Here is a 17,804-nt window from a genome sequence, read left to right as displayed (position 1 = left end):
TATTTCCTTCTGCCTTTGTTACAATAAAAGGACCATCTACTTTATTCCATCCATGACGCACTCCGATTCTAGATTGCATACGTACTAAGGCAACCACAGCAGCATCTTGAAAAAGACCTTCATTTGAGAATACACAAGGCGATTGTTCTAATGATAAACTTCCAGCACCACCACCAAAATAATTGGTTTGCATTCCATAGTTTTCGTACAAACCACTTAAATAGTGAGAAATATTAGATGTTAATCCGTCTACATAAGTAATAATACTATAGGCATTACTTTCATCGAAAGTAATTTTTGGTATTGTGTATTCTTTTTTACTTATGTCTTTTACTAAAAATAATTCTTCAACTTTGCTAAGTGTATTTAAAACAATGCCTTTATCTAAAATTGAGTTTCCATGAATGACTTTTGGAAAAATCCCTCCCATAAATTTTAAATTAGCAGCGTTTAATGCAGTAACTAATTCTTCAACATTAATTTCCATATGTTCTCCAATAGAAATTAGTGCTGCTTGATCATTAACATGATTTGAAATATCATCTACAATTTCTGCAATATTTGTTGTTGTAATTAGCATATTATTTCTTTAGAGTAAAATAAAAAGTCGAGCCTTTTCCTGGTTCACTGTCTAACCAAATCTCTCCATCATGTAAATTAACTATCTTCTTAACAATAGATAAGCCAATACCTGTAGAGTCTTTACTTTTATTTAGAGAGTGAAAGATTTTGAAAATTTTATCATGAAATTTCTTTTCAATTCCAATACCATTATCTTTTACAGAGAATTCATAATGGTCTAATTTAGAAATAACATCTATTTCTACTAAACCTTTATCTGAATACGTAAATTTAATGGCGTTACTTATTAGGTTTTGAAATACTTGTTGCAACTTTGTCCTATCACCTTTTATAATAGGTAATTGATTGAGTACTTTAACCTCAATATGTTCTGGCACATATAAAATGCTTATTAAATCACTAACTAAAGTATCTGTATCAACATCTGAAGTTTCATTATTATCTGACCCAACACTAGAGTAATTTAAAACATCTGTAATTAGTTGCTCCATCTTCTCGAGTGTAGTCTCTATATGTTTAAAATTTTGAAGACTTACTTCATCTAATTTATCTTTATTGTCTTCTTTTAACCAATTTACTAGCGCATCAATACTTCGAAGCGGTGATTTTAAATCGTGTGATACAATATGAGCATATTCTTGTAATTCGTCATTACTTTTTTCTAGCTTAACTAATAGCTTTTCTTTTTGAATTTCTAGACTTTTTAGGTCCGTAATATCTAAATGGATACCTATAGAACCTACAACTTTTCCGTTTAAATCATAATTAGGAGCTCCACTGATTAGCCAATGTCTTATATCACCATTTTTAATTTTTACTTTTAACTCATAAGAATTAGACTGCCCTTTTTTACGTTTATCATTCTCATTTTTAATAATGTCAGCACCACCTTTTATTTGAAATACGTCTCCTCCTTTTTTACCAATTAGTTCTGATTCTGAGTAACCAGACAATTCAGAAAAGCTTTGATTAATCATTTGTATCTCATCATTGTTATCCACCTCAACCAATCCAAGATTCATGTTAGCAATGATATTGTAATATTTTTGTTTTTGAGCTTCTAAACTTTTACTGTAGGTTCTTTGTAATGAAACATCTCTGTATGTCCATAAATGTCCTCTATAGATACCACCTTTAATAATAGGTATAAAGTCGCGCTCTAAAACGACGCCACTTTTCATAATTAATTCATCTGCTAAAACGGTCTTCTTCTTTTTTAGAACCTCATCGATTCTATTTACAAATTTATCCTCATCCTCAAAAAGCCCTTTACTTTGTTCTGCTGCATTTGAACAATCCTGACCTTTAAGCAAGTCTGGTTCTACTGGAATACTAAATAAGTCGCAAAATCTTTTATTTGTTAATACAATTTCACGATTTTCATCTTCTAGTAAAACCGCACTATCTAGATTAAGAATTAACGACGACAATCTACTTTCTGATTTTATCAGATCTTCGGCTGAAGATTTTTGATCCGTAATATCTCTAACAATACCTTGAGCAGCTATAGGTGTGTTTTCTTTATCAAATACTAAACTAGCATTAATATGAACCCATTTCACCTCTTTACTTTTAGTATAAATTCTGGCTTCGTAATCTTTAAAGAAGCCTTTATCCTTTAGCACAGTAAAAGAAGTCATAGCATATTCTATATCACTCTTGTATATAATATCTACTACATTTAAGGATTCTTGATCGATATCGTAACCAAAAAGTTTTGTAGCTGCTTCATTAAACTTTAGAACATTTCCATTAAGGTCCATAACAACATAGGCATCAACTATGTTTTCAAAAACACCTTGTAATTGAGACGATTTTTCACTTAATAAATTCTCTAATTTTTGAGACGTTTGGTATAATTCCCTAGACTTTTCTTCGAGAATTTTTTCTGCGGCTTTTCTCGCCTTCTTTTCTCTAAGAAGGGCTCGTTTGAATACCTCAAGCTCTTCTTTACTCATTAATTTTTTTTAATAATAAATCTTACTTCTGTACCGTCTTCTTTGATTTTTTCTAATTCTATTGTTGCTGTAGAATTAAAATGCTCAAAAGTTTTATTCATTAAGCCCAAACCAAAATGGTGCATAGCTCTACTAGATGTATAGATCATTACCAAAGAATCTTTTGTTTTCTCTACAACTTCAAAAGTTGGTAATTCCGCATCTGGATATATTTTTCTTACCTCAACATGAATATGATTCTCTATAGAAGATATCATTTCAATAGGATCTTTGTATGTAGCCAACAAACCAGGATAACTATCTTCAATTACACTAAAGAAATGTTCTGCATATACTAGCAATAAATTGTCTATAGATAAACCTGTGTTTTTGCTTAAGTGTTGTAAAAGTTGCAGCATTTCAGAAAAGCTATACGTACCAACTGAGGTATAAATTCCATCAGACTCTAAATCTGAACTCGAAATAATATTATCCACCATTTCTAATCCAAACTTGTCTTCAACAAGCTCCAAAAATTCTGTAAAAACAATTCCTTTCATTAAGCGGTGATTAATTCATTAATACTCCAATATGACAATAATTTTTCGATTTTGGAGACATATTCCTCATATTTCAATGGCTTTAATACATAGCCAGCTACACCTATTTTATAACACTCTAATAAATCGCGTTGGTTATTTGAAGTCGTTAGGATTATTGTTGGGATATACTTGAGTCTATCATCTGCCTTTAATATTTTTAAAAACTCAATACCGTTTATTTTTGGCATGTTTAAATCTAGAAATATAATATCAGGAAGATTATCTTTTTGTTCTAATAATTTTAAAGCATCTTCACCATTATTTGCCTCTGTAATTTTATGATTAAGCTGAAGCGAATTCATTGCTCTGTTTAGTTTCATCACCTCGATCATATCATCTTCAATCAGCAAAATATTAAGGGTATTCATATCTAATTTCAGTTTTACTTAAAGTGCAAATTAGACCAATTGTTTTTGACCTTAGTATATAATTCGGTTGAAGGTTATTAAGTGTCGACGGATGGTAGATATGTGTCGACGAATGGTAAAAGCAAAAAATAAAAGTTATGCCGCCATTCTAGTAGTTGTATTTAATTGATTTGTAGTTTTAAGTGCAGACAATTGGGCTTCAATCTTTATTTTTTCAAATTCTTGAAGAAATTCAACAGAAAAATTCTTAAGCTTTTTTTGTTCTAAATACATTTCAAACTCAGCTATAAATTCTAAATGTCTAAGACTTTTTTTTAGAAGAACATGCTTATTATCTTCGACACTATCCGTTATAATATGTGTGTTTTGATTTAGTTGTGATTTGGGCTTTTCTATGCACCTATCTTTTACAGAATCTAAATGGTTATTAAAATTTAAAAAATTCAAATATTTAAAGTTATTCTTAAAATAAAAATAAACACATAAATGGCCTAGTAAAAGCATTGCGTAAATAAGTAAAGTATTCATAGTCTTGAGGTTATATTGAATTAATATACCCCAAAACTAAAGGGAGATATACTTTAAAATTGACTTTTTCGATGAGTTAACATTTGGGAGCGACGAATGGAAGAAAATAGTCTTTGAGTAGAATTTATATCATCTGATTTTTGTTTACAGACTATCTCTCAGCTTTTTAGGTAAACCTTTTACAACCATATCATAAGAATGGTCTATTAATTCTGTAATAAGTTTTGGTGAAAGTTCACCTGTGTGAATATATACACTATTCCACTGCTGTTTATGCATATGATAGCCTTCTTTAATAGACGCGTATTCTGCTCTGAGTTGTTGCGCGTAATCTACATCGCATTTTAAATTGATGAAGCCATCGCCTGCTTCCCATTTTTTAAGTGATGCTAAGGCAAACATTTTACCCAAAACTTTAAAAACAAGCGTATCATTATCAAACGGAAAGTGTTCGGTTACTTTTTTTTTGCTGAGGCAATAATTTCTGAAGTCCTCTATGTTCATTTTAAAAGTTTCTTTTCTTCGCTTTTCTCGATTGTTAAGGCAGAATAATCTAATTTCCAACCAATAGTTTCTACTAAATTCTCAATTAAATTAATAGCTTCTAAAGCTTCTTGCTTCGCCACATTAAACAAACCGCTTTCTGGCACCTTATCCATAATATGTGCTTTAGCTTTAACGTGTAATTCGGTTAAATCGGCCGCTTCAAACTTATTAAACATCCCATCTTTTTTATCGTAATAATTAATATTACTTTCAATAGATAAGACTTCTGGTTGCGGAAAATGGGTTAAGGTCACCGTTTTTGTTTTTGGACTTGACGACATTTGTACTTTACTTAAATCGAAACCCACATGCGCTTTGGCATTGATAACCACTAGTGCTTTTTTACGACTGGTAATCAGTTTTAAGAATTTTTCCTTAACATCTTCATAATGATAGATTTCTGCAAAATCGCCTTCTACTGTTACAAATTTACAGACGCGTTTTATTTTGTCTAAAAGCAAAATAGATTGCTCATTAGTCACTTTTTTAGTTTTCCATTGTTTGTAAATGGTCACTAAACCTAAGGTGACTAAAATACTTATGATGATGATAAAAAAGGTTTCCATTACAATTTTTAAATTTTGTTATATACTATAATTAGGACACTTTAGTTTTGGTATTGTCACATTTTTACCTGTGGCCACAGACGCTAAACTCTACAGTTTCAAGCACTATTTAATCTAATACTTTGTATAAAATCGGTTTACTCGGACTTGCATCATTTTCAAAAGGTGCAATTTGAAGATTCAGCATATAACAGCCATCATCTATTTTATTGGATACATAAATAAACTCGGTTATGGTAGCATCTAAACGCAACTTCCCTTTAGTATTCCAAAACGCATTGTGTGCTAAAAGTTCGCCACCATCACTTTCTTTGTCTACACTTGGTAAATCAATTAACAAATGTTTAATTCCTTTGGTTTTTAAAAGGGTTGCAGCATCTTCTAATAAATACGTGGGATTGGTGTTAGAATATTGCCGCGACTTTTTACTGCTGGTATTTGGCAAAGTTCTAATAATAATTGCTTCGCGTTTTTTATTCCCTAAGGCAAACTGCAATTGTTTTTTTGAAATGACATAATCGTCACCTAATTTTTCTGGCGCTACAGTTACGACTTCTGCTAAGAAAAAAAACTGCTTTAATTGTTTATTGACCGAATAGACTTTTTCGGTGATATGACCCACTGTTTCCGTATGTGTGCCGTGCGAATGTGGATTAAATGTAATGGTATTAAAATTAACCACTGCACCACTGGCGACGCTTATAGATTCACCATCGATAACCTCAGGTGTTATCTTAGGTGGATCTAAATACCATGCGTTAACATTGGTCGCTTTTCCTGTTATTGGTATGGAAATATCTAAGGGTTGCGATAAATCTATTTTTAGTTTTCTTGAATTGTATTGTATAGTTGTAAGCATTTATGCTAAATTTATTTCAGTATCTGTTTAAGTTGAGTTAATAATTATAAATCTTTTAGTTCAGGATTCATAGATTTAATTAAATTCCATTTCCATTCTTTACGCCAATTTTTAAGTTGTTTCTCTCTTGAAAACGCATCATGAAAATCTGGATATACTTCAAAATATATTAATTCATTAAGGTTATACCTTTTAGTGAATTGCACCGCTTTCCCAGCTTTGTGCAACGCAACACGCCTCTTCAAATACTTTGATCCGCCAACGTATAAAACCGTTTTATTTTTGTTTGAAGGTATATATGTAAAACCCTTTTCCAATATAGTCCTTACGTTTCCATTCAAAAGATGCTGAAACTAGTTCAGCATAAATAGTTCACTAGCAATACCATCACTCAAAAACTGTCCTTTTTTTGTGACTTTGATATGTGCATCATCAATATACAATAATTGTTGATTTATAAAAAGTTCTGATTGCTCAATTAAGTAATTCTTAAAAACTGCACCAAAGTCTTTTTCTACTTTACCCAAAGAAACTCCCCAAATAGTTCGTAAACCCGTCATAATATATTCGTTGTACTGATCGGTTTGTGTTAATGTTTCTATCTCAATTGGTAGTTCATTTTTAGAAATAGAATTTATATATTTTGAATTATTTTTCACATTCCAGCCACGTTGTTTGCCATTAAACGAATGTGCGGAAGGCCCAATTCCCAGATAAGATTTGCCTTGCCAATAGGCTGAATTATTTCTACTGAAAAAGCCTTTTTTTCCAAAATTAGACAATTCATAATGCGTAAAACCTGAGGCTTCTAATTTATCTTTCAACATATGAAATTGATCGTGTGCTTGCTCATCGTCCACGTTATCTATAATGCCTTTTTTTATGAAGGATGCCAATGCTGTTTTGGGTTCAACGGTAAGTGCATAACTGGAAATATGAGGAATACCGAAACTTAAAGCCATTTCAATATTTGCCAACCACTGTTCGTTTGACGCATTAGGAATTCCATAAATTAAATCGAGAGAAATATTATTGAAGTATTTTGTTGCTTCTTCTAAACAAGTTTTGGCTTCTTCTGCATTGTGTGCGCGATTCATGAGTTTTAAATCGGCTTCAAAAAAAGATTGTATCCCTATTGAAAGTCTATTAATTCTACTTTTAGATAGTGCTACAATTCGGTCTTTACTTAAATCATCTGGATTAGCTTCTAAAGTTATTTCTGGATGGTCTGAAACAACATAATTTTTATAAACTGCATCAATTATAAATTGTAATTCTTCGTTGGTTAATAATGATGGAGTTCCACCTCCAAAGTATATGGTTTCTACAGTTGTGCTTTTAAATTCGTCTTTACGAAGTTCTAACTCTTTAATGAGCGCATTAATAAGTGGTTCTTTCTTTTTTAATGAGGTAGAAAAGTGAAAGTCGCAATAATGACATGCTTGTTTGCAAAATGGTATGTGGATGTAGATGCCGCTCATTTAGTTTTTATAGTATTCAGTCGTAGTTTACAGCAGTTAAAAATCAAAAAATTATCTTATTCTTCAAATAAGTTATAAAGTGTTTGTATTCTTAAATCACAATATAACTTCATAAATTGAAAATTGAGCATATCAAACTGACTACCATAGGTTTCTCTTCTAGTTTCCCAAGATGTATAAGCCGGAAATTTTAGTTTAAACTGTTTGTCTACAAAGGCTGTCCAAAGTTTTTCTGAAGCTTCAAAAGACGTCATAAACGTTGAATCATTCTTATTTATAATTTTTAATTCAGCAACTAACGAATCTTTTATTTTTTGAGATTGATACCAATTTTGATGAGCTAAATCATTCAGTTCAACTTGCCCTTGACTAAAACTTATTAAAGATTGACTTACTATAAAAAGTAATACAACAATTTTCATTGGCTCTATTTTACGAGATACTTTGACTATAAACTGGCTACTTTTTAACACGTCCTTCATTCTGCTTCACAAAAGCTCCCCAACCACTGTAACTCTTTCCAACTTCAACGCGACCTTGATTATAAAAATGGCAAACCGCAGCTGCCAAACCATCCATAGAATCTAAGTTCTTAGGAATAGTTTTAAGACCTAACATGCTCTGTAACATTTTTGCCACTTGTTCTTTACTGGCATTTCCGTTTCCTGTAATGGCCATTTTTATTTTTTTTGGTGCGTATTCGGTAATGGGAACTTCGCGAGACAAACCTGCTGCCATAGCAACGCCTTGTGCGCGTCCTAACTTGAGCATACTTTGTACATTCTTACCAAAAAAGGGTGCTTCAATAGCTATTTCGTCTGGGTGATAGGTGTCAATGAGTTCTACCGTACGTTCAAAAATGAGTTTTAATTTTAGATAGTGATCGTCGTACTTTTTTAACATGAGCTCGTTAAGCTGCATAAACTCAATTTTCTTGCCTACAATTTTAATGAGTCCGAAACCCATAATAGTGGTACCTGGATCTATGCCTAAAATAATTTTTTCTTTGCTCATGACGTTAGTCGCAATATTGGCAACCACTTAATGAAACCGCCAAGCCAAAGGTAAGATTAAAAACGCTGCCATTAAAAGCTCCGAGACCACTTAAAACCGGATCGTAATTATCTAAAGAAGTCACTCCATACAAATAGGCAACATCTGTGTAAATGGAGACTTTTTCGTTTATGGCATAATGTACTTCTAAACCTGCATTAATGTTTAAAAATGTTTGGTCGTTTTCGCGCAACAAACCCAAAGGTTTTACAAATGCCAAACCAGGACCTGCGTGCGCAATAGTCCTCAATCTTGCTGGTAAAAATGGAATATATTCAGAAGGATCATACACAAACTGTGCGTTAACTCGCGAGTAATTAATTTTAAATTCGGGAGTACCATCCGCATTTTTAAAACGATTAAATCCATAATCTAATTTTACACCATATTGGTGTTTTAGCATGTGCTGAATTCCTAAATTAACCGTTGGAAAATTCACCGATTGCGCATAAGAGCCTTTAACAAACCCATCCGTTGTTGGATAATTAACTCCGAGAGCAAAAAGGGCTTTCCATTTGGCAGTGTCTTTAAGTTGCGCTTCGCTTTTAAAAGTGACACACAAGATGATAAAAAAGAAAAGGTATTGTTTTAAATTGTGCTGCATCTCTAAGTTTTTGATTTTATTTGCAGTATGCTGATTAATGATCGCTACAAAATTAAACAATTCTTGGTTGTGCTTATTAAGATAAGCATTGTAGTTAGTGCATTTTATTTTATTTATGCGAAACTCACAAAAAATGCCGCATTAGAATTTAGCCAATTTTGGTCTTTTTTAAATAAAAATGACGCATTTTCAATAAAAACGGTCTTTTTCTTAGTCATTTTAAGCAGTTTTAACTGGTTTTTTGAAATTTTAAAATGGCAATATTTAGTAAAGACCTTAAAACCGTTTGGTTTTATTTCTGCTTTAGAACAAAGTTTAGGTGGACATACCGCAGCGGTAATGACACCAAATCGGATTGGAGATTATGGAGCAAAAGCCCTATTCTTTGCAAAGTCATTGCGACCCAAAATTCTATTGCTTAATCTTTTGGGACATATGGCGCAAATGACTATAACTGTTCTTTTTGGTAGCGTCGGTCTTATTTTATTTGTGCAACAGTATCAACTCAATTTTAATTACCATAAAATGATTCCTCCTTTGGTTCTACTTTTTATGTTTGGTGTCATCCTAGTGGTTATATTAAAACAAAAACGGTTTAAAATTAAAGGGTTTTCGGTTACAGCGCTCATGGAGTTTACTCGAACCATACCTTTTAAAATTCATGGTTTCAATTTAGCGTTTTCTTTAATTCGCTATCTTATATTTTCATTTCAGTTTTATTATTTATTAGTACTATTTGGTGTTCCACTAACTTATTATGATGCTATGATTATCATTACAAGTATGTACTTATTGGCATCCGTTATGCCAACGATTTCAATTTTTGATGTCATTATTAAAGGTAGTATTGCGGTATTTTTATTCGGCTTTGCTGATATTAATGAACTTACCATATTATCCATTACAAGCCTGATGTGGCTGCTTAATTTTGTAATTCCGAGTATCTTTGGAAGCTATTTTGTATTAAATTTTAAACTTCCTAAACCCTTAGAACCATGTTAACCTCATGTCTTATTAGTATCACAGTCCTCTACCTTTTAGTTATTGGAATGCTGGTCTATGGATTTGATAAAGTTGACAATTTTAAACTGCAAGATTTATCAGCGAAAACAAAATTCTCAATAGTGATTCCGTTTAGAAATGAAGCTGAACATCTGCATACGCTGTTAGACTCCATTGCGAAGTTAAATTACCCAAAATCCTTATTTGAAATTATTTTAGTCAATGATGAATCTGAGGATGATTCGGTTTCAATAATTGAAAGCTTTTGTTCAAAACAACCCTTCAAGTATTTTAATACGAAACATCCGTCGCTAAGCGCAACCGAAGTGATTCATAATAACCGAGGACAGATCTATTGCATTGACAATATAAGAAGTTCAAATTCACCAAAAAAGGATGCTATTACCTCAGCGATACAAGTTTCAAAATTCGATTGGATTATTACTACAGATGCAGATTGTATCTTACCAAAATATTGGCTCGATACGTTTGATGAATACATTCAACTTCACCAACCCAATAGTATTGTAGCACCAGTAAAATATCATGTTAAAACGTCGTTTTTGAATCGCTTTCAGTCTTTAGATTTTTTGAGTCTACAAGGTGCTACTATTGGTGGTTTTGGTGTTAAAAAACCACTAATGTGTAATGGCGCTAATTTTGCATATCGTAAATCTGAATTTATATCAGTTAACGGCTTTGAAGGTAACGACAGCATATCGAGCGGAGACGACCTCTTTCTGCTTCAAAAATTCTTAGAAAAAGATGCTAAAAAAGTACAGTATTTAAAGTCTGTAAAAACCATCGTAACCACGCAACCTGCCAAAAATTTCGATGATTTAGTACAACAACGTTTACGCTGGGCTTCAAAAACTAGCCATTATAAAAGCTGGTTTGTTAAATTGGTTGGAGTCATAGTACTTTTAGGAAACTTAGCCATTTTAGCGCTGATTCTTGCAGTTTTATTAGAGATCACCTTCCCTAAAATTGCAGCTGCTTTAGTGGTTATTAAATTCAGTATCGACTTTTTATTGTTGTTTAAAACCGCACGTTTTTTTAAACAAGAAAACGTCTTGCTTTCCTATGTGTTTGCCAGCTTGCTTTATCCATTTTTTAATGTGAGTATTGCCTTCTTATCTTTCTTTACATCTTACCGTTGGAAAGGCCGAACTTTTAAGAAATAGATAGAATAATTTTAAATAAAATAAAACACCAAGACTATTTTATCAAAACATTTCTGTTGTACGTAAATTTTATTTGAAACTGTGATTAGTCAATTTTTACAATTACAGGCAATTCAAAAGTGGTAGTCACCTGTTGTCTTCGTTTTATAGCAGGAAAAATTTTTGGAATACTTTTTAAACTCTGGCGCAATAAACGCTCTATTTCTGGTATTTCTTTAAGTGTTTTAGATTGTATATTTATAGATTCTATTTCTAATGCACCCAAATTATCAATTTTTATCTTAAGCATAATGGTGTCATTAACATCATTTGCAACTACCAGATTCTGAGCTTCTAAAAATTGATTGACATGAGACACTAAGGTATTTTGAAAACAAGCCTTGCTGTCTTCTTTTGTAATCATATCGTCGCAATTACTAAAGGTCGGATAGATATCGACTTCATTCCAATTAAAGGTTTGTAGCTCTTCCTTCAATAAATCTTCAGGATAGACTTTTTTCTTTTCAAAATAATTGCAAGACGTTGCAAAGCCTAAAATAAAAAGAAATAGAATTGGTCTCATTAGCAAATTTCTAATAGGGAAAAATACGAATATTTTATAGAATACCAATCTACCTATAAAATGCCTTTTAAAATAAACCTAAAACCGACTCGTTTTTAGGTTCTAAGGCAAAGGCTGCAAATTTCGTTTCTTTGGAAAGTACCTATTAATTATCCTCCAAGAATTTTTCTTCTTTTAAGTCTTTAAGCCGTCTTTCTGCAAACTTTATAAACGGACTTTTGGGATGTTTTGTCATAAACCGTTCGTAAAGTTTAATTTTTGAATCTAAATCGGCATAAAATTCATCTTTTGTTCGCAGAATAAAAAACTCAGACATGATATTAGATGGGTCTTCTTTTAATGATTTCTGAAAGGCTTTAATCGCTTTATCGTATTTCTTTTGGCGATTTAATATGGTGCCTAGTTTTTGATATTCATCCGACAAGGATTGATCCTTTAATACTAATGCTTTTGAAACGTACTCCTCGGCTTTTTCAAAATCATTTAATTTTTCATAATACAGACCAATAACGTAAAGCGCATTTGGGTCATTAGGACTAAATTTTAGCACTTGTTTTCTATGATAAATGGCATCTTCATAATCTGAATTCCGCGCATAACTTAAGCTTAATTTTTCATGAATAAATTCCGACTGCTCACCTAAGTCTAATAACTTCTTAAACCATACAATCGCTTTGGTATAATATTCTTGGTAATAATAGGTTTGGGCCTTTAAACTAATCAGCTCTACATTTGTATCATAACTTTCTAAACCACGATCTATAAATTGATGTGCTATTATAAACTCGCGCTTCATTAGGTGGTATTTTGCGATTTTAAAAATGGCTTTTTGGTGTGTACCATCCAGCTCATAAGTTGTTATAAACCGTTGCAACGCTGCAGTATCCTTTTGCTTTTCTAAAACCACACCCAACTCGTAATGGTAATTAGGATTCATACTATCTGAAACAATTAAGGCATTAAACAATTGATTTGCCTTTGGGTATTTCTTCGTTTTGGTTAATAGTTTGGCAAATTCGTATTTTAATAAAAGGTTGTCGGTGTTTGCTTGTGTTGCCTTTTCATAATAATTTACACCTTCTCCATAATTACCAATAGCGATGTAGGCCTTAGCGACATTATCATAAACATCGTCTAAATTCGATACTGATTTATACGTGGCAATGGCTTTTGTGTAATTACCATTGGCATACAAATCGTCTGCTTGCTCTTTTAGATTTTGAGCATCTAAATAGTTGATAAAAACGGCACAGAATATCACTAATTTTAATTTCATAGAATAGGTTATTACTCTTTTTTATCACCTTTAATAGTAAACACAATTGGTAATGAAAAAGGGACATTTACAAGTTTGCCTTTTTGTTTACCTGGTGTAAATTTTGGTAATAATTTTAAGACTCTAACAATTTCTTCTTCTAATTGAGGATGCGGACCTCTTGCGTTTACATTTGTAATCTCACCTTGTTTATTGATTATAAATTGAGCTAAAATCCTCTTTGGACCAGAAGGTAGCCCTAAGGTCTTCGGTAAATTGGTATTGAAATTTTTACCTACAAGTTGGTTAACAGCAGCTGACGTACAGGTTTTTCGTTTCGTCTCCTCAGAAAAGGAATTACAATCTGGGTGCGTTGGTGCCACTTCTATTACACTGAACGGAATTTCATCTGAATTTTCAGTAACCTCTATAATCTCCTCCTCTATAATTTCAATATGCGTCTCCTTAGCAACTGTTTCCATAGTCTCTTTTTTTAAAGCCTCAATCTGCTGATTCAAGTACACAACCGCTGGATTCTTATCATTTGAATTTTTTAAAATCCGATCGCGCTGCGCAACGAGTTCTTCATAAGATTTGGTGTTGTTTGTTTTAGCATCACCAGCCACCTGAAATACAATAGGAATAGAAAATGGCACTACTACCAACTTACCATCTTGTTTGCCTGGAATAAATTGCGGTAAGGTAGCCACCACACGTTTGGCTTCTTGTTCTAAAATAACACTTGGTCCTCTGGCTTTTATGTCTTTAACGTAACCTTCTTTATCAATTTTAAAAGCTACAAAAATTCGTTTTTTTCCTGGATTTAAGCTGTCGCCTAGAGTCGTATTGAAATTTTTACCAATATGTTTATTGACAAAAGCACTCATACAATCTTTGCGCTCTTTATTAGTTGCTAAATCTTTACAATCAACCGTTGTTGGTGTTTCATCTACTACTGAGAATGGGACTTCGGTTGATTGACTACTACCTGAAATCGTTAAAGAATTCATAGAATTTGACTTCTTAAAATCTGTTAAGACCATAAGAGAACGAGGTGTAGCAACAATTAACTTGTTAAAATTTGCGTCTGTTTCTATTTGTTTTACAGATAGATCGTAACGATTCTGTTCTTTATTAGTCATGTTTCCAAAATCCTCAATAAATAGTCTAATTTCGCCATCTCCTGCACTAGCTTCCCATAAATCTTTAGCTTCTTTGGTTTTTTTCCATTCCAAATAATCTTCATAAGTTTTAAGACCTGCATTTTTCATATCTTCCGAGCTATCAATATCGTATTGCGTTAAAGTGCCGTTCTGGGATTTACGTTGAATTCCCATATCTGAAATATAATTCAACAGTGCTCTAGATTTAAAAAAGTCATTTTTTGAATCCAAATAGTTAGAACGACTTTCTTCATTAAAACCACCATAATCCATAATTTCAAAAAATGTAGCTCCATCTTTTTCCATTTGCACAAATTCATCATAATACTTTTGAATAAGTTCTGCATCAGTCAACTCTTGATTCAACTCTTGAATCTCATCTGTCTTTTCCTGAGCCCTCACTTCCGCAGACGTATAAATTAACATGCCAAATACCATAGGAATTAGCAATCCGTATTTGATAAGATGCAACTGTTTGGACTTCGTTTTTTGTAACATAGCGATTCGTTTTTTGATTAATGATTTTTTGAAAAATGTATTGGTAAATGAAACGTGATTAACGTCTAAGACTTGTGTGAGTAAACTTTTATAATAATCGGCTTTTCCACTTTGTTTTACAGCTTTGGCATCTGCAATATATTCATGTAATTCTTTGATTCTGTTTTGATACATGTAGACCAAAGGATTAAACCAAAACAGGATGCGTAGCAGTTCAAAAAACAATAAATCTATGGTGTGTAGTTCTTTAATATGTACCAATTCGTGCTGATAAATGGTAGGTTTTTCGTCTTCGGAAATCTGTTCACCTAAAAAAATAGTGTTGAAAAATGAAAATGCTGCACTACTTTTTATCAACTTTACAATGAGTACATTCCCTTGCCAACGTTTTGGATTTTTATGTTTTAAGCTGTAAAGTTTTACTATTTTATATAGAAAAATTAAGGTAGCAATTGCCATACCAACCATAGCAATACTTTGCCAAATAGGAGTTGGTGGTTGTTCTAAAATAATACCAGCCTGCTCGGCTATTTGCACATCATAAACCGTTGGTGTTTTTTCGCCAATAAACACTTCGGGCAAATGAATTACCAAATCTTTAGTTGCCATTATTTTTAATTCTGAAAACTTTATAAATGGCAATACCAAAGAAAGTATCGCGGTGACGATTAGGTAAGCTCTGTTATAATTGAAGAAGGTTTCTCGTTTTAAAAACAAATCGTAAACCAATAAAAATAAGGCTTGAAAGGCTATAATTTGAAGAATAGAATACAGCATTATTAATCGTTTTTATTAATTTCATTTAATAATGTCTCTATGTCTTTAACGTCCACATCATTTTTTTGAACAAAAAACGACACCATACTTTTAAAAGAACCTTGAAAATAATTATCTACTAATTTATTTATGGACTGATTGCTATAGACTTCCTTCGCCACAATAGGAAAATACACATGACCTTTACCTTTTTTTTCGTAATCTACAAAGCCCTTACTTTCTAAAATTCTTACTATTGTCGAAACCGTATTATAGGCAGGTTTTGGTTCTGGCAACAAATCGATAACGGTTTTAACGTTCGCTTTTTTTAGCTGCCATAAGGCTTGCATTATTTCTTCTTCTGCTTTTGTGAGTTGTTTCATTTTATTCTGAACTTGTTTCAAAACCTGATTAAATCGAATTAAGATTTAATAAAATTCTTTTGGTTAATTGATTATAAGATCCTGAAACAAATTCAGGATTACAACGTGATTGTAGGAAAACATGTTGCAAATATAACTAGAAAATTAGTTCAACTAAGTTTTTAGTTGTTAAAATGTAACTTTGGTCTGTTTGTTGCGTCTTATCTGTAAATTTAATACGTTACTATGGAACTTTTTTTAGTGCTTCTTGCACTACTTCTTATTATTTTAGGCATTGTTGGTAGCTTTTTACCCATATTACCAGGACCACTAACCAGTTGGGCTGGTCTTTTAGTACTTCATTTTACGGAAGGTGTAGAATTGAGTCAGACGTTTTTAATCGCTACCTTGTTATTCGCAATTTTTATTTATGTGCTCGATTATATTATTCCTGCTATTGGCACCAAACGTTTTGGTGGCAGTAAAGCCGGAATGATTGGCACCACACTTGGCTTAATTATAGGATTACTTTCTCCCATTCCGTTCGGAATTATAATTGGTCCTTTTATTGGTGCCTTAATTGGTGAACTGATGCACCGAAATGATATGGATAAAGCACTAAAAGCGGCTTTTGGTTCTTTTCTTGGATTTATAGCTTCAACATTTTTAAAATTTATTGTTGCCATTGTCTATTTGGGATTTTTTATTGTGAAGCTATCAGAACATGGCGGAAACTGGTATTAAATCAATAGAGATCAGTAGATAGTTGCTTCTGAGAATTGATAATTAATTAGCCACTGTTTGGTTGAGCGCAGTCGAAACCTACCAGAAGTACATCAATAGTTCTCGACTACGCTCGAACGGACAATTATTAATAATTCAAATATTATAGGATCAATTAATTATGATTAATTTTTAGTACAAATTGAAGAAAAGCCCATTTAAACTGTAAACAAACATTAAAACGAACTCTAATTAAAACGAAAACCTAGCCACATAAAATGTGACTAGGTTTGCTCTTGCTATTAATTCAACAATTACTTAATGAGGGATTAATTAATTCTTGTTGATGGTGCAATATAAGTGACTGCATTAACTTTTTGCTGTGGAAAAACCGCAAACTTGCTGTGGAAAAACCGTAGTTTTCAGTATTAACAACGGTTACGAGCGATTTTTATCTTGAAAAAATGTGTGTTTTTTCCTGTTTTTTATAAATAACCCTTATCCTTTGCCGCTTTTAACAGCGTTTCGTCCTTTCCGTCCTCAACAGAGAACAATACTTTAAGATGTTTTTTACGTTTTTCTATCGCACTCGTAGAAATGTCTATATATTCATTTAAGCTTCGAGTTTTAATCCCTTGAGACAAAAGGTGAAGAATTTTGCGGTTAATATCATCAACATAGATATCACTTGAAATGGTTTGTTTCAAATAATTATTTACAGTACTACTGTAATACGGTGGTGATTTTAATATTTGCTGAAAGCCGTCAGCCAATTCCATAGACGTTAGGTCACTTTTTATAAGAAAACCCTGTGGATCTATTTCTTTAATAATATTATGAATTCTAAAGGTTTCATTAAACATGGTAAGAATAACAATTTTAGCTCTAGGCATTAACTTTTTTGCTAAAAGTGCTAAATCTTCTCCAGATGCATATTTCCCGTCTTGGGATGGTGGTAAACTAATATCAAAAAAACAAACGTGATAGGGATATTTTTTTGAAGCACGGTTGATCATTGAAACAGCTTCATCACAATTATTTGCCGTATCGATATGCAAGGTTTGATCTTCTTGCTTTGTTGCCATTAACACATTCTGATAACCCTCAATTATAATTGGGTGATCGTCTACCATTAAAATGTTAATATGCTTCATTGGTGTCTTTGTGATATTT

At 32.3% G+C, this 17,804-nt stretch carries 21 protein-coding genes; 3 read left to right on the top strand and 18 right to left on the bottom strand.

What is annotated here, in order from left to right; all coding sequences use genetic code 11:
- The 13 genes from AB8B52_RS10185 to AB8B52_RS10125 form a co-directional block, all read right to left on the bottom strand.
- A partial coding sequence (locus AB8B52_RS10185) for an FIST N-terminal domain-containing protein (RefSeq protein ID WP_406027731.1) occupies positions 1-580 on the bottom strand: 580 nt, incomplete at its 3' end.
- Between the two features lies 1 nt (position 581).
- Entirely contained in the window at positions 582-2,540 is a 1,959-nt protein-coding gene (locus AB8B52_RS10180; RefSeq protein WP_406027729.1) for a PAS domain S-box protein, read from the bottom strand.
- Positions 2,540-3,079 carry a heme NO-binding domain-containing protein gene (locus tag AB8B52_RS10175; protein ID WP_406027727.1) on the bottom strand — a complete coding sequence of 180 codons (540 nt, stop codon included), beginning with the start codon at positions 3,077-3,079 and terminating at the stop codon, positions 2,540-2,542. Before AB8B52_RS10175 ends, AB8B52_RS10180 begins: the two co-directional genes overlap by 1 nt.
- Positions 3,079-3,489, bottom strand: coding sequence for a response regulator (locus tag AB8B52_RS10170; RefSeq protein WP_406027725.1), 411 nt, complete (start codon positions 3,487-3,489; stop codon positions 3,079-3,081). The genes AB8B52_RS10175 and AB8B52_RS10170 overlap by 1 nt, the downstream gene beginning before the upstream one ends.
- 135 nt (positions 3,490-3,624) lie before the next feature.
- Positions 3,625-4,017 carry a hypothetical protein gene (locus AB8B52_RS10165; protein ID WP_406027724.1) on the bottom strand — a complete coding sequence of 131 codons (393 nt, stop codon included), beginning with the start codon at positions 4,015-4,017 and terminating at the stop codon, positions 3,625-3,627.
- A gap of 144 nt (positions 4,018-4,161) precedes the next feature.
- Positions 4,162-4,521, bottom strand: a complete 360-nt coding sequence (locus tag AB8B52_RS10160; RefSeq protein WP_406027722.1) for an MmcQ/YjbR family DNA-binding protein — start codon at positions 4,519-4,521, stop codon at positions 4,162-4,164.
- A complete protein-coding gene (locus tag AB8B52_RS10155) occupies positions 4,518-5,129 on the bottom strand; it encodes a DUF4230 domain-containing protein (protein WP_406027720.1) in 612 nt (203 codons plus the stop codon). Before AB8B52_RS10155 ends, AB8B52_RS10160 begins: the two co-directional genes overlap by 4 nt.
- Before the next feature lie 109 nt (positions 5,130-5,238).
- Positions 5,239-5,988 (bottom strand): cyclase family protein, encoded by a 750-nt coding sequence (locus tag AB8B52_RS10150; RefSeq protein ID WP_406027718.1) that lies wholly within the window; start codon positions 5,986-5,988, stop codon positions 5,239-5,241.
- 44 nt (positions 5,989-6,032) lie between these two features.
- On the bottom strand, positions 6,033-6,305 hold the full coding sequence (locus tag AB8B52_RS10145; RefSeq protein ID WP_406027716.1) for a GIY-YIG nuclease family protein: 273 nt from the start codon (positions 6,303-6,305) through the stop codon (positions 6,033-6,035).
- A 36-nt stretch (positions 6,306-6,341) separates the two neighbouring features.
- Entirely contained in the window at positions 6,342-7,469 is a 1,128-nt protein-coding gene (gene hemW / locus AB8B52_RS10140) for a radical SAM family heme chaperone HemW (protein WP_406027714.1), read from the bottom strand.
- A gap of 56 nt (positions 7,470-7,525) precedes the next feature.
- Entirely contained in the window at positions 7,526-7,951 is a 426-nt protein-coding gene (locus AB8B52_RS10135) for a hypothetical protein (protein ID WP_406027712.1), read from the bottom strand.
- Positions 7,929-8,483 (bottom strand): crossover junction endodeoxyribonuclease RuvC, encoded by a 555-nt coding sequence (ruvC, locus tag AB8B52_RS10130; RefSeq protein WP_406027710.1) that lies wholly within the window; start codon positions 8,481-8,483, stop codon positions 7,929-7,931. The genes AB8B52_RS10135 and ruvC overlap by 23 nt, the downstream gene beginning before the upstream one ends.
- Positions 8,484-8,487: 4 nt before the next feature.
- On the bottom strand, positions 8,488-9,126 hold the full coding sequence (locus AB8B52_RS10125; RefSeq protein WP_406027708.1) for a cell envelope biogenesis protein OmpA: 639 nt from the start codon (positions 9,124-9,126) through the stop codon (positions 8,488-8,490).
- A gap of 69 nt (positions 9,127-9,195) precedes the next feature.
- Here AB8B52_RS10125 and AB8B52_RS10120 point away from each other — a divergent pair, with 69 nt between their 5' ends.
- Complete coding sequence (locus AB8B52_RS10120) at positions 9,196-10,128, top strand: hypothetical protein (RefSeq protein ID WP_406027706.1); 933 nt, start codon at positions 9,196-9,198, stop codon at positions 10,126-10,128.
- Entirely contained in the window at positions 10,122-11,312 is a 1,191-nt protein-coding gene (locus AB8B52_RS10115; RefSeq protein WP_406027704.1) for a glycosyltransferase, read from the top strand. The genes AB8B52_RS10120 and AB8B52_RS10115 overlap by 7 nt, the downstream gene beginning before the upstream one ends.
- Before the next feature lie 85 nt (positions 11,313-11,397).
- Here the strand turns inward: AB8B52_RS10115 and AB8B52_RS10110 are convergent, their stop codons facing one another.
- From AB8B52_RS10110 to AB8B52_RS10095, 4 genes are all read right to left on the bottom strand, one after another.
- A complete protein-coding gene (locus AB8B52_RS10110) occupies positions 11,398-11,874 on the bottom strand; it encodes a hypothetical protein (RefSeq protein ID WP_406027702.1) in 477 nt (158 codons plus the stop codon).
- A 145-nt stretch (positions 11,875-12,019) separates the two neighbouring features.
- Complete coding sequence (locus tag AB8B52_RS10105; protein ID WP_406027700.1) at positions 12,020-13,150, bottom strand: tetratricopeptide repeat protein; 1,131 nt, start codon at positions 13,148-13,150, stop codon at positions 12,020-12,022.
- A gap of 11 nt (positions 13,151-13,161) precedes the next feature.
- Positions 13,162-15,567, bottom strand: a complete 2,406-nt coding sequence (locus tag AB8B52_RS10100) for a M56 family metallopeptidase (protein WP_406027698.1) — start codon at positions 15,565-15,567, stop codon at positions 13,162-13,164.
- A gap of 2 nt (positions 15,568-15,569) precedes the next feature.
- Positions 15,570-15,929, bottom strand: coding sequence for a BlaI/MecI/CopY family transcriptional regulator (locus AB8B52_RS10095; protein ID WP_406027696.1), 360 nt, complete (start codon positions 15,927-15,929; stop codon positions 15,570-15,572).
- 225 nt (positions 15,930-16,154) lie between these two features.
- On the opposite strand from AB8B52_RS10095, the gene AB8B52_RS10090 reads away from it, so the two are divergent.
- Positions 16,155-16,652 carry a DUF456 domain-containing protein gene (locus AB8B52_RS10090; protein WP_406027694.1) on the top strand — a complete coding sequence of 166 codons (498 nt, stop codon included), beginning with the start codon at positions 16,155-16,157 and terminating at the stop codon, positions 16,650-16,652.
- Positions 16,653-17,116: 464 nt separating this feature from the next.
- Here the strand turns inward: AB8B52_RS10090 and AB8B52_RS10085 are convergent, their stop codons facing one another.
- Entirely contained in the window at positions 17,117-17,785 is a 669-nt protein-coding gene (locus AB8B52_RS10085; RefSeq protein ID WP_406027692.1) for a response regulator, read from the bottom strand.
- Between the last annotated feature and the right edge of the window lie 19 nt (positions 17,786-17,804).

This window comes from Winogradskyella sp., assembly GCF_045105575.1.
Taxonomy (GTDB): domain Bacteria; phylum Bacteroidota; class Bacteroidia; order Flavobacteriales; family Flavobacteriaceae; genus Winogradskyella.
The sequence above is the reverse complement of the archived record's forward strand: the minus strand, read 5'-3'. Positions and strand labels throughout refer to the sequence as shown.

Excerpts from the sequence above, each read along its gene's own strand:
- AB8B52_RS10135 (WP_406027712.1), bottom strand. The coding sequence starts at position 7,951 with ATGAAGGACGTGTTAAAAAGTAGCCAGTTTATAGTCAAAGTATCTCGT.
- AB8B52_RS10155 (WP_406027720.1), bottom strand. The coding sequence starts at position 5,129 with ATGGAAACCTTTTTTATCATCATCATAAGTATTTTAGTCACCTTAGGT.
- AB8B52_RS10170 (WP_406027725.1), bottom strand. The coding sequence starts at position 3,489 with ATGAATACCCTTAATATTTTGCTGATTGAAGATGATATGATCGAGGTG.
- AB8B52_RS10180 (WP_406027729.1), bottom strand. The coding sequence starts at position 2,540 with ATGAGTAAAGAAGAGCTTGAGGTATTCAAACGAGCCCTTCTTAGAGAA.
- AB8B52_RS10175 (WP_406027727.1), bottom strand. The coding sequence starts at position 3,079 with ATGAAAGGAATTGTTTTTACAGAATTTTTGGAGCTTGTTGAAGACAAG.
- hemW (WP_406027714.1), bottom strand. The coding sequence starts at position 7,469 with ATGAGCGGCATCTACATCCACATACCATTTTGCAAACAAGCATGTCAT.
- AB8B52_RS10100 (WP_406027698.1), bottom strand. The coding sequence starts at position 15,567 with ATGCTGTATTCTATTCTTCAAATTATAGCCTTTCAAGCCTTATTTTTA.
- AB8B52_RS10090 (WP_406027694.1), top strand. The coding sequence starts at position 16,155 with ATGGAACTTTTTTTAGTGCTTCTTGCACTACTTCTTATTATTTTAGGC.
- AB8B52_RS10105 (WP_406027700.1), bottom strand. The coding sequence starts at position 13,150 with ATGAAATTAAAATTAGTGATATTCTGTGCCGTTTTTATCAACTATTTA.
- AB8B52_RS10095 (WP_406027696.1), bottom strand. The coding sequence starts at position 15,929 with ATGAAACAACTCACAAAAGCAGAAGAAGAAATAATGCAAGCCTTATGG.
- AB8B52_RS10085 (WP_406027692.1), bottom strand. The coding sequence starts at position 17,785 with ATGAAGCATATTAACATTTTAATGGTAGACGATCACCCAATTATAATT.
- AB8B52_RS10125 (WP_406027708.1), bottom strand. The coding sequence starts at position 9,126 with ATGCAGCACAATTTAAAACAATACCTTTTCTTTTTTATCATCTTGTGT.
- AB8B52_RS10115 (WP_406027704.1), top strand. The coding sequence starts at position 10,122 with ATGTTAACCTCATGTCTTATTAGTATCACAGTCCTCTACCTTTTAGTT.
- AB8B52_RS10160 (WP_406027722.1), bottom strand. The coding sequence starts at position 4,521 with ATGAACATAGAGGACTTCAGAAATTATTGCCTCAGCAAAAAAAAAGTA.
- ruvC (WP_406027710.1), bottom strand. The coding sequence starts at position 8,483 with ATGAGCAAAGAAAAAATTATTTTAGGCATAGATCCAGGTACCACTATT.
- AB8B52_RS10150 (WP_406027718.1), bottom strand. The coding sequence starts at position 5,988 with ATGCTTACAACTATACAATACAATTCAAGAAAACTAAAAATAGATTTA.
- AB8B52_RS10110 (WP_406027702.1), bottom strand. The coding sequence starts at position 11,874 with ATGAGACCAATTCTATTTCTTTTTATTTTAGGCTTTGCAACGTCTTGC.
- AB8B52_RS10165 (WP_406027724.1), bottom strand. The coding sequence starts at position 4,017 with ATGAATACTTTACTTATTTACGCAATGCTTTTACTAGGCCATTTATGT.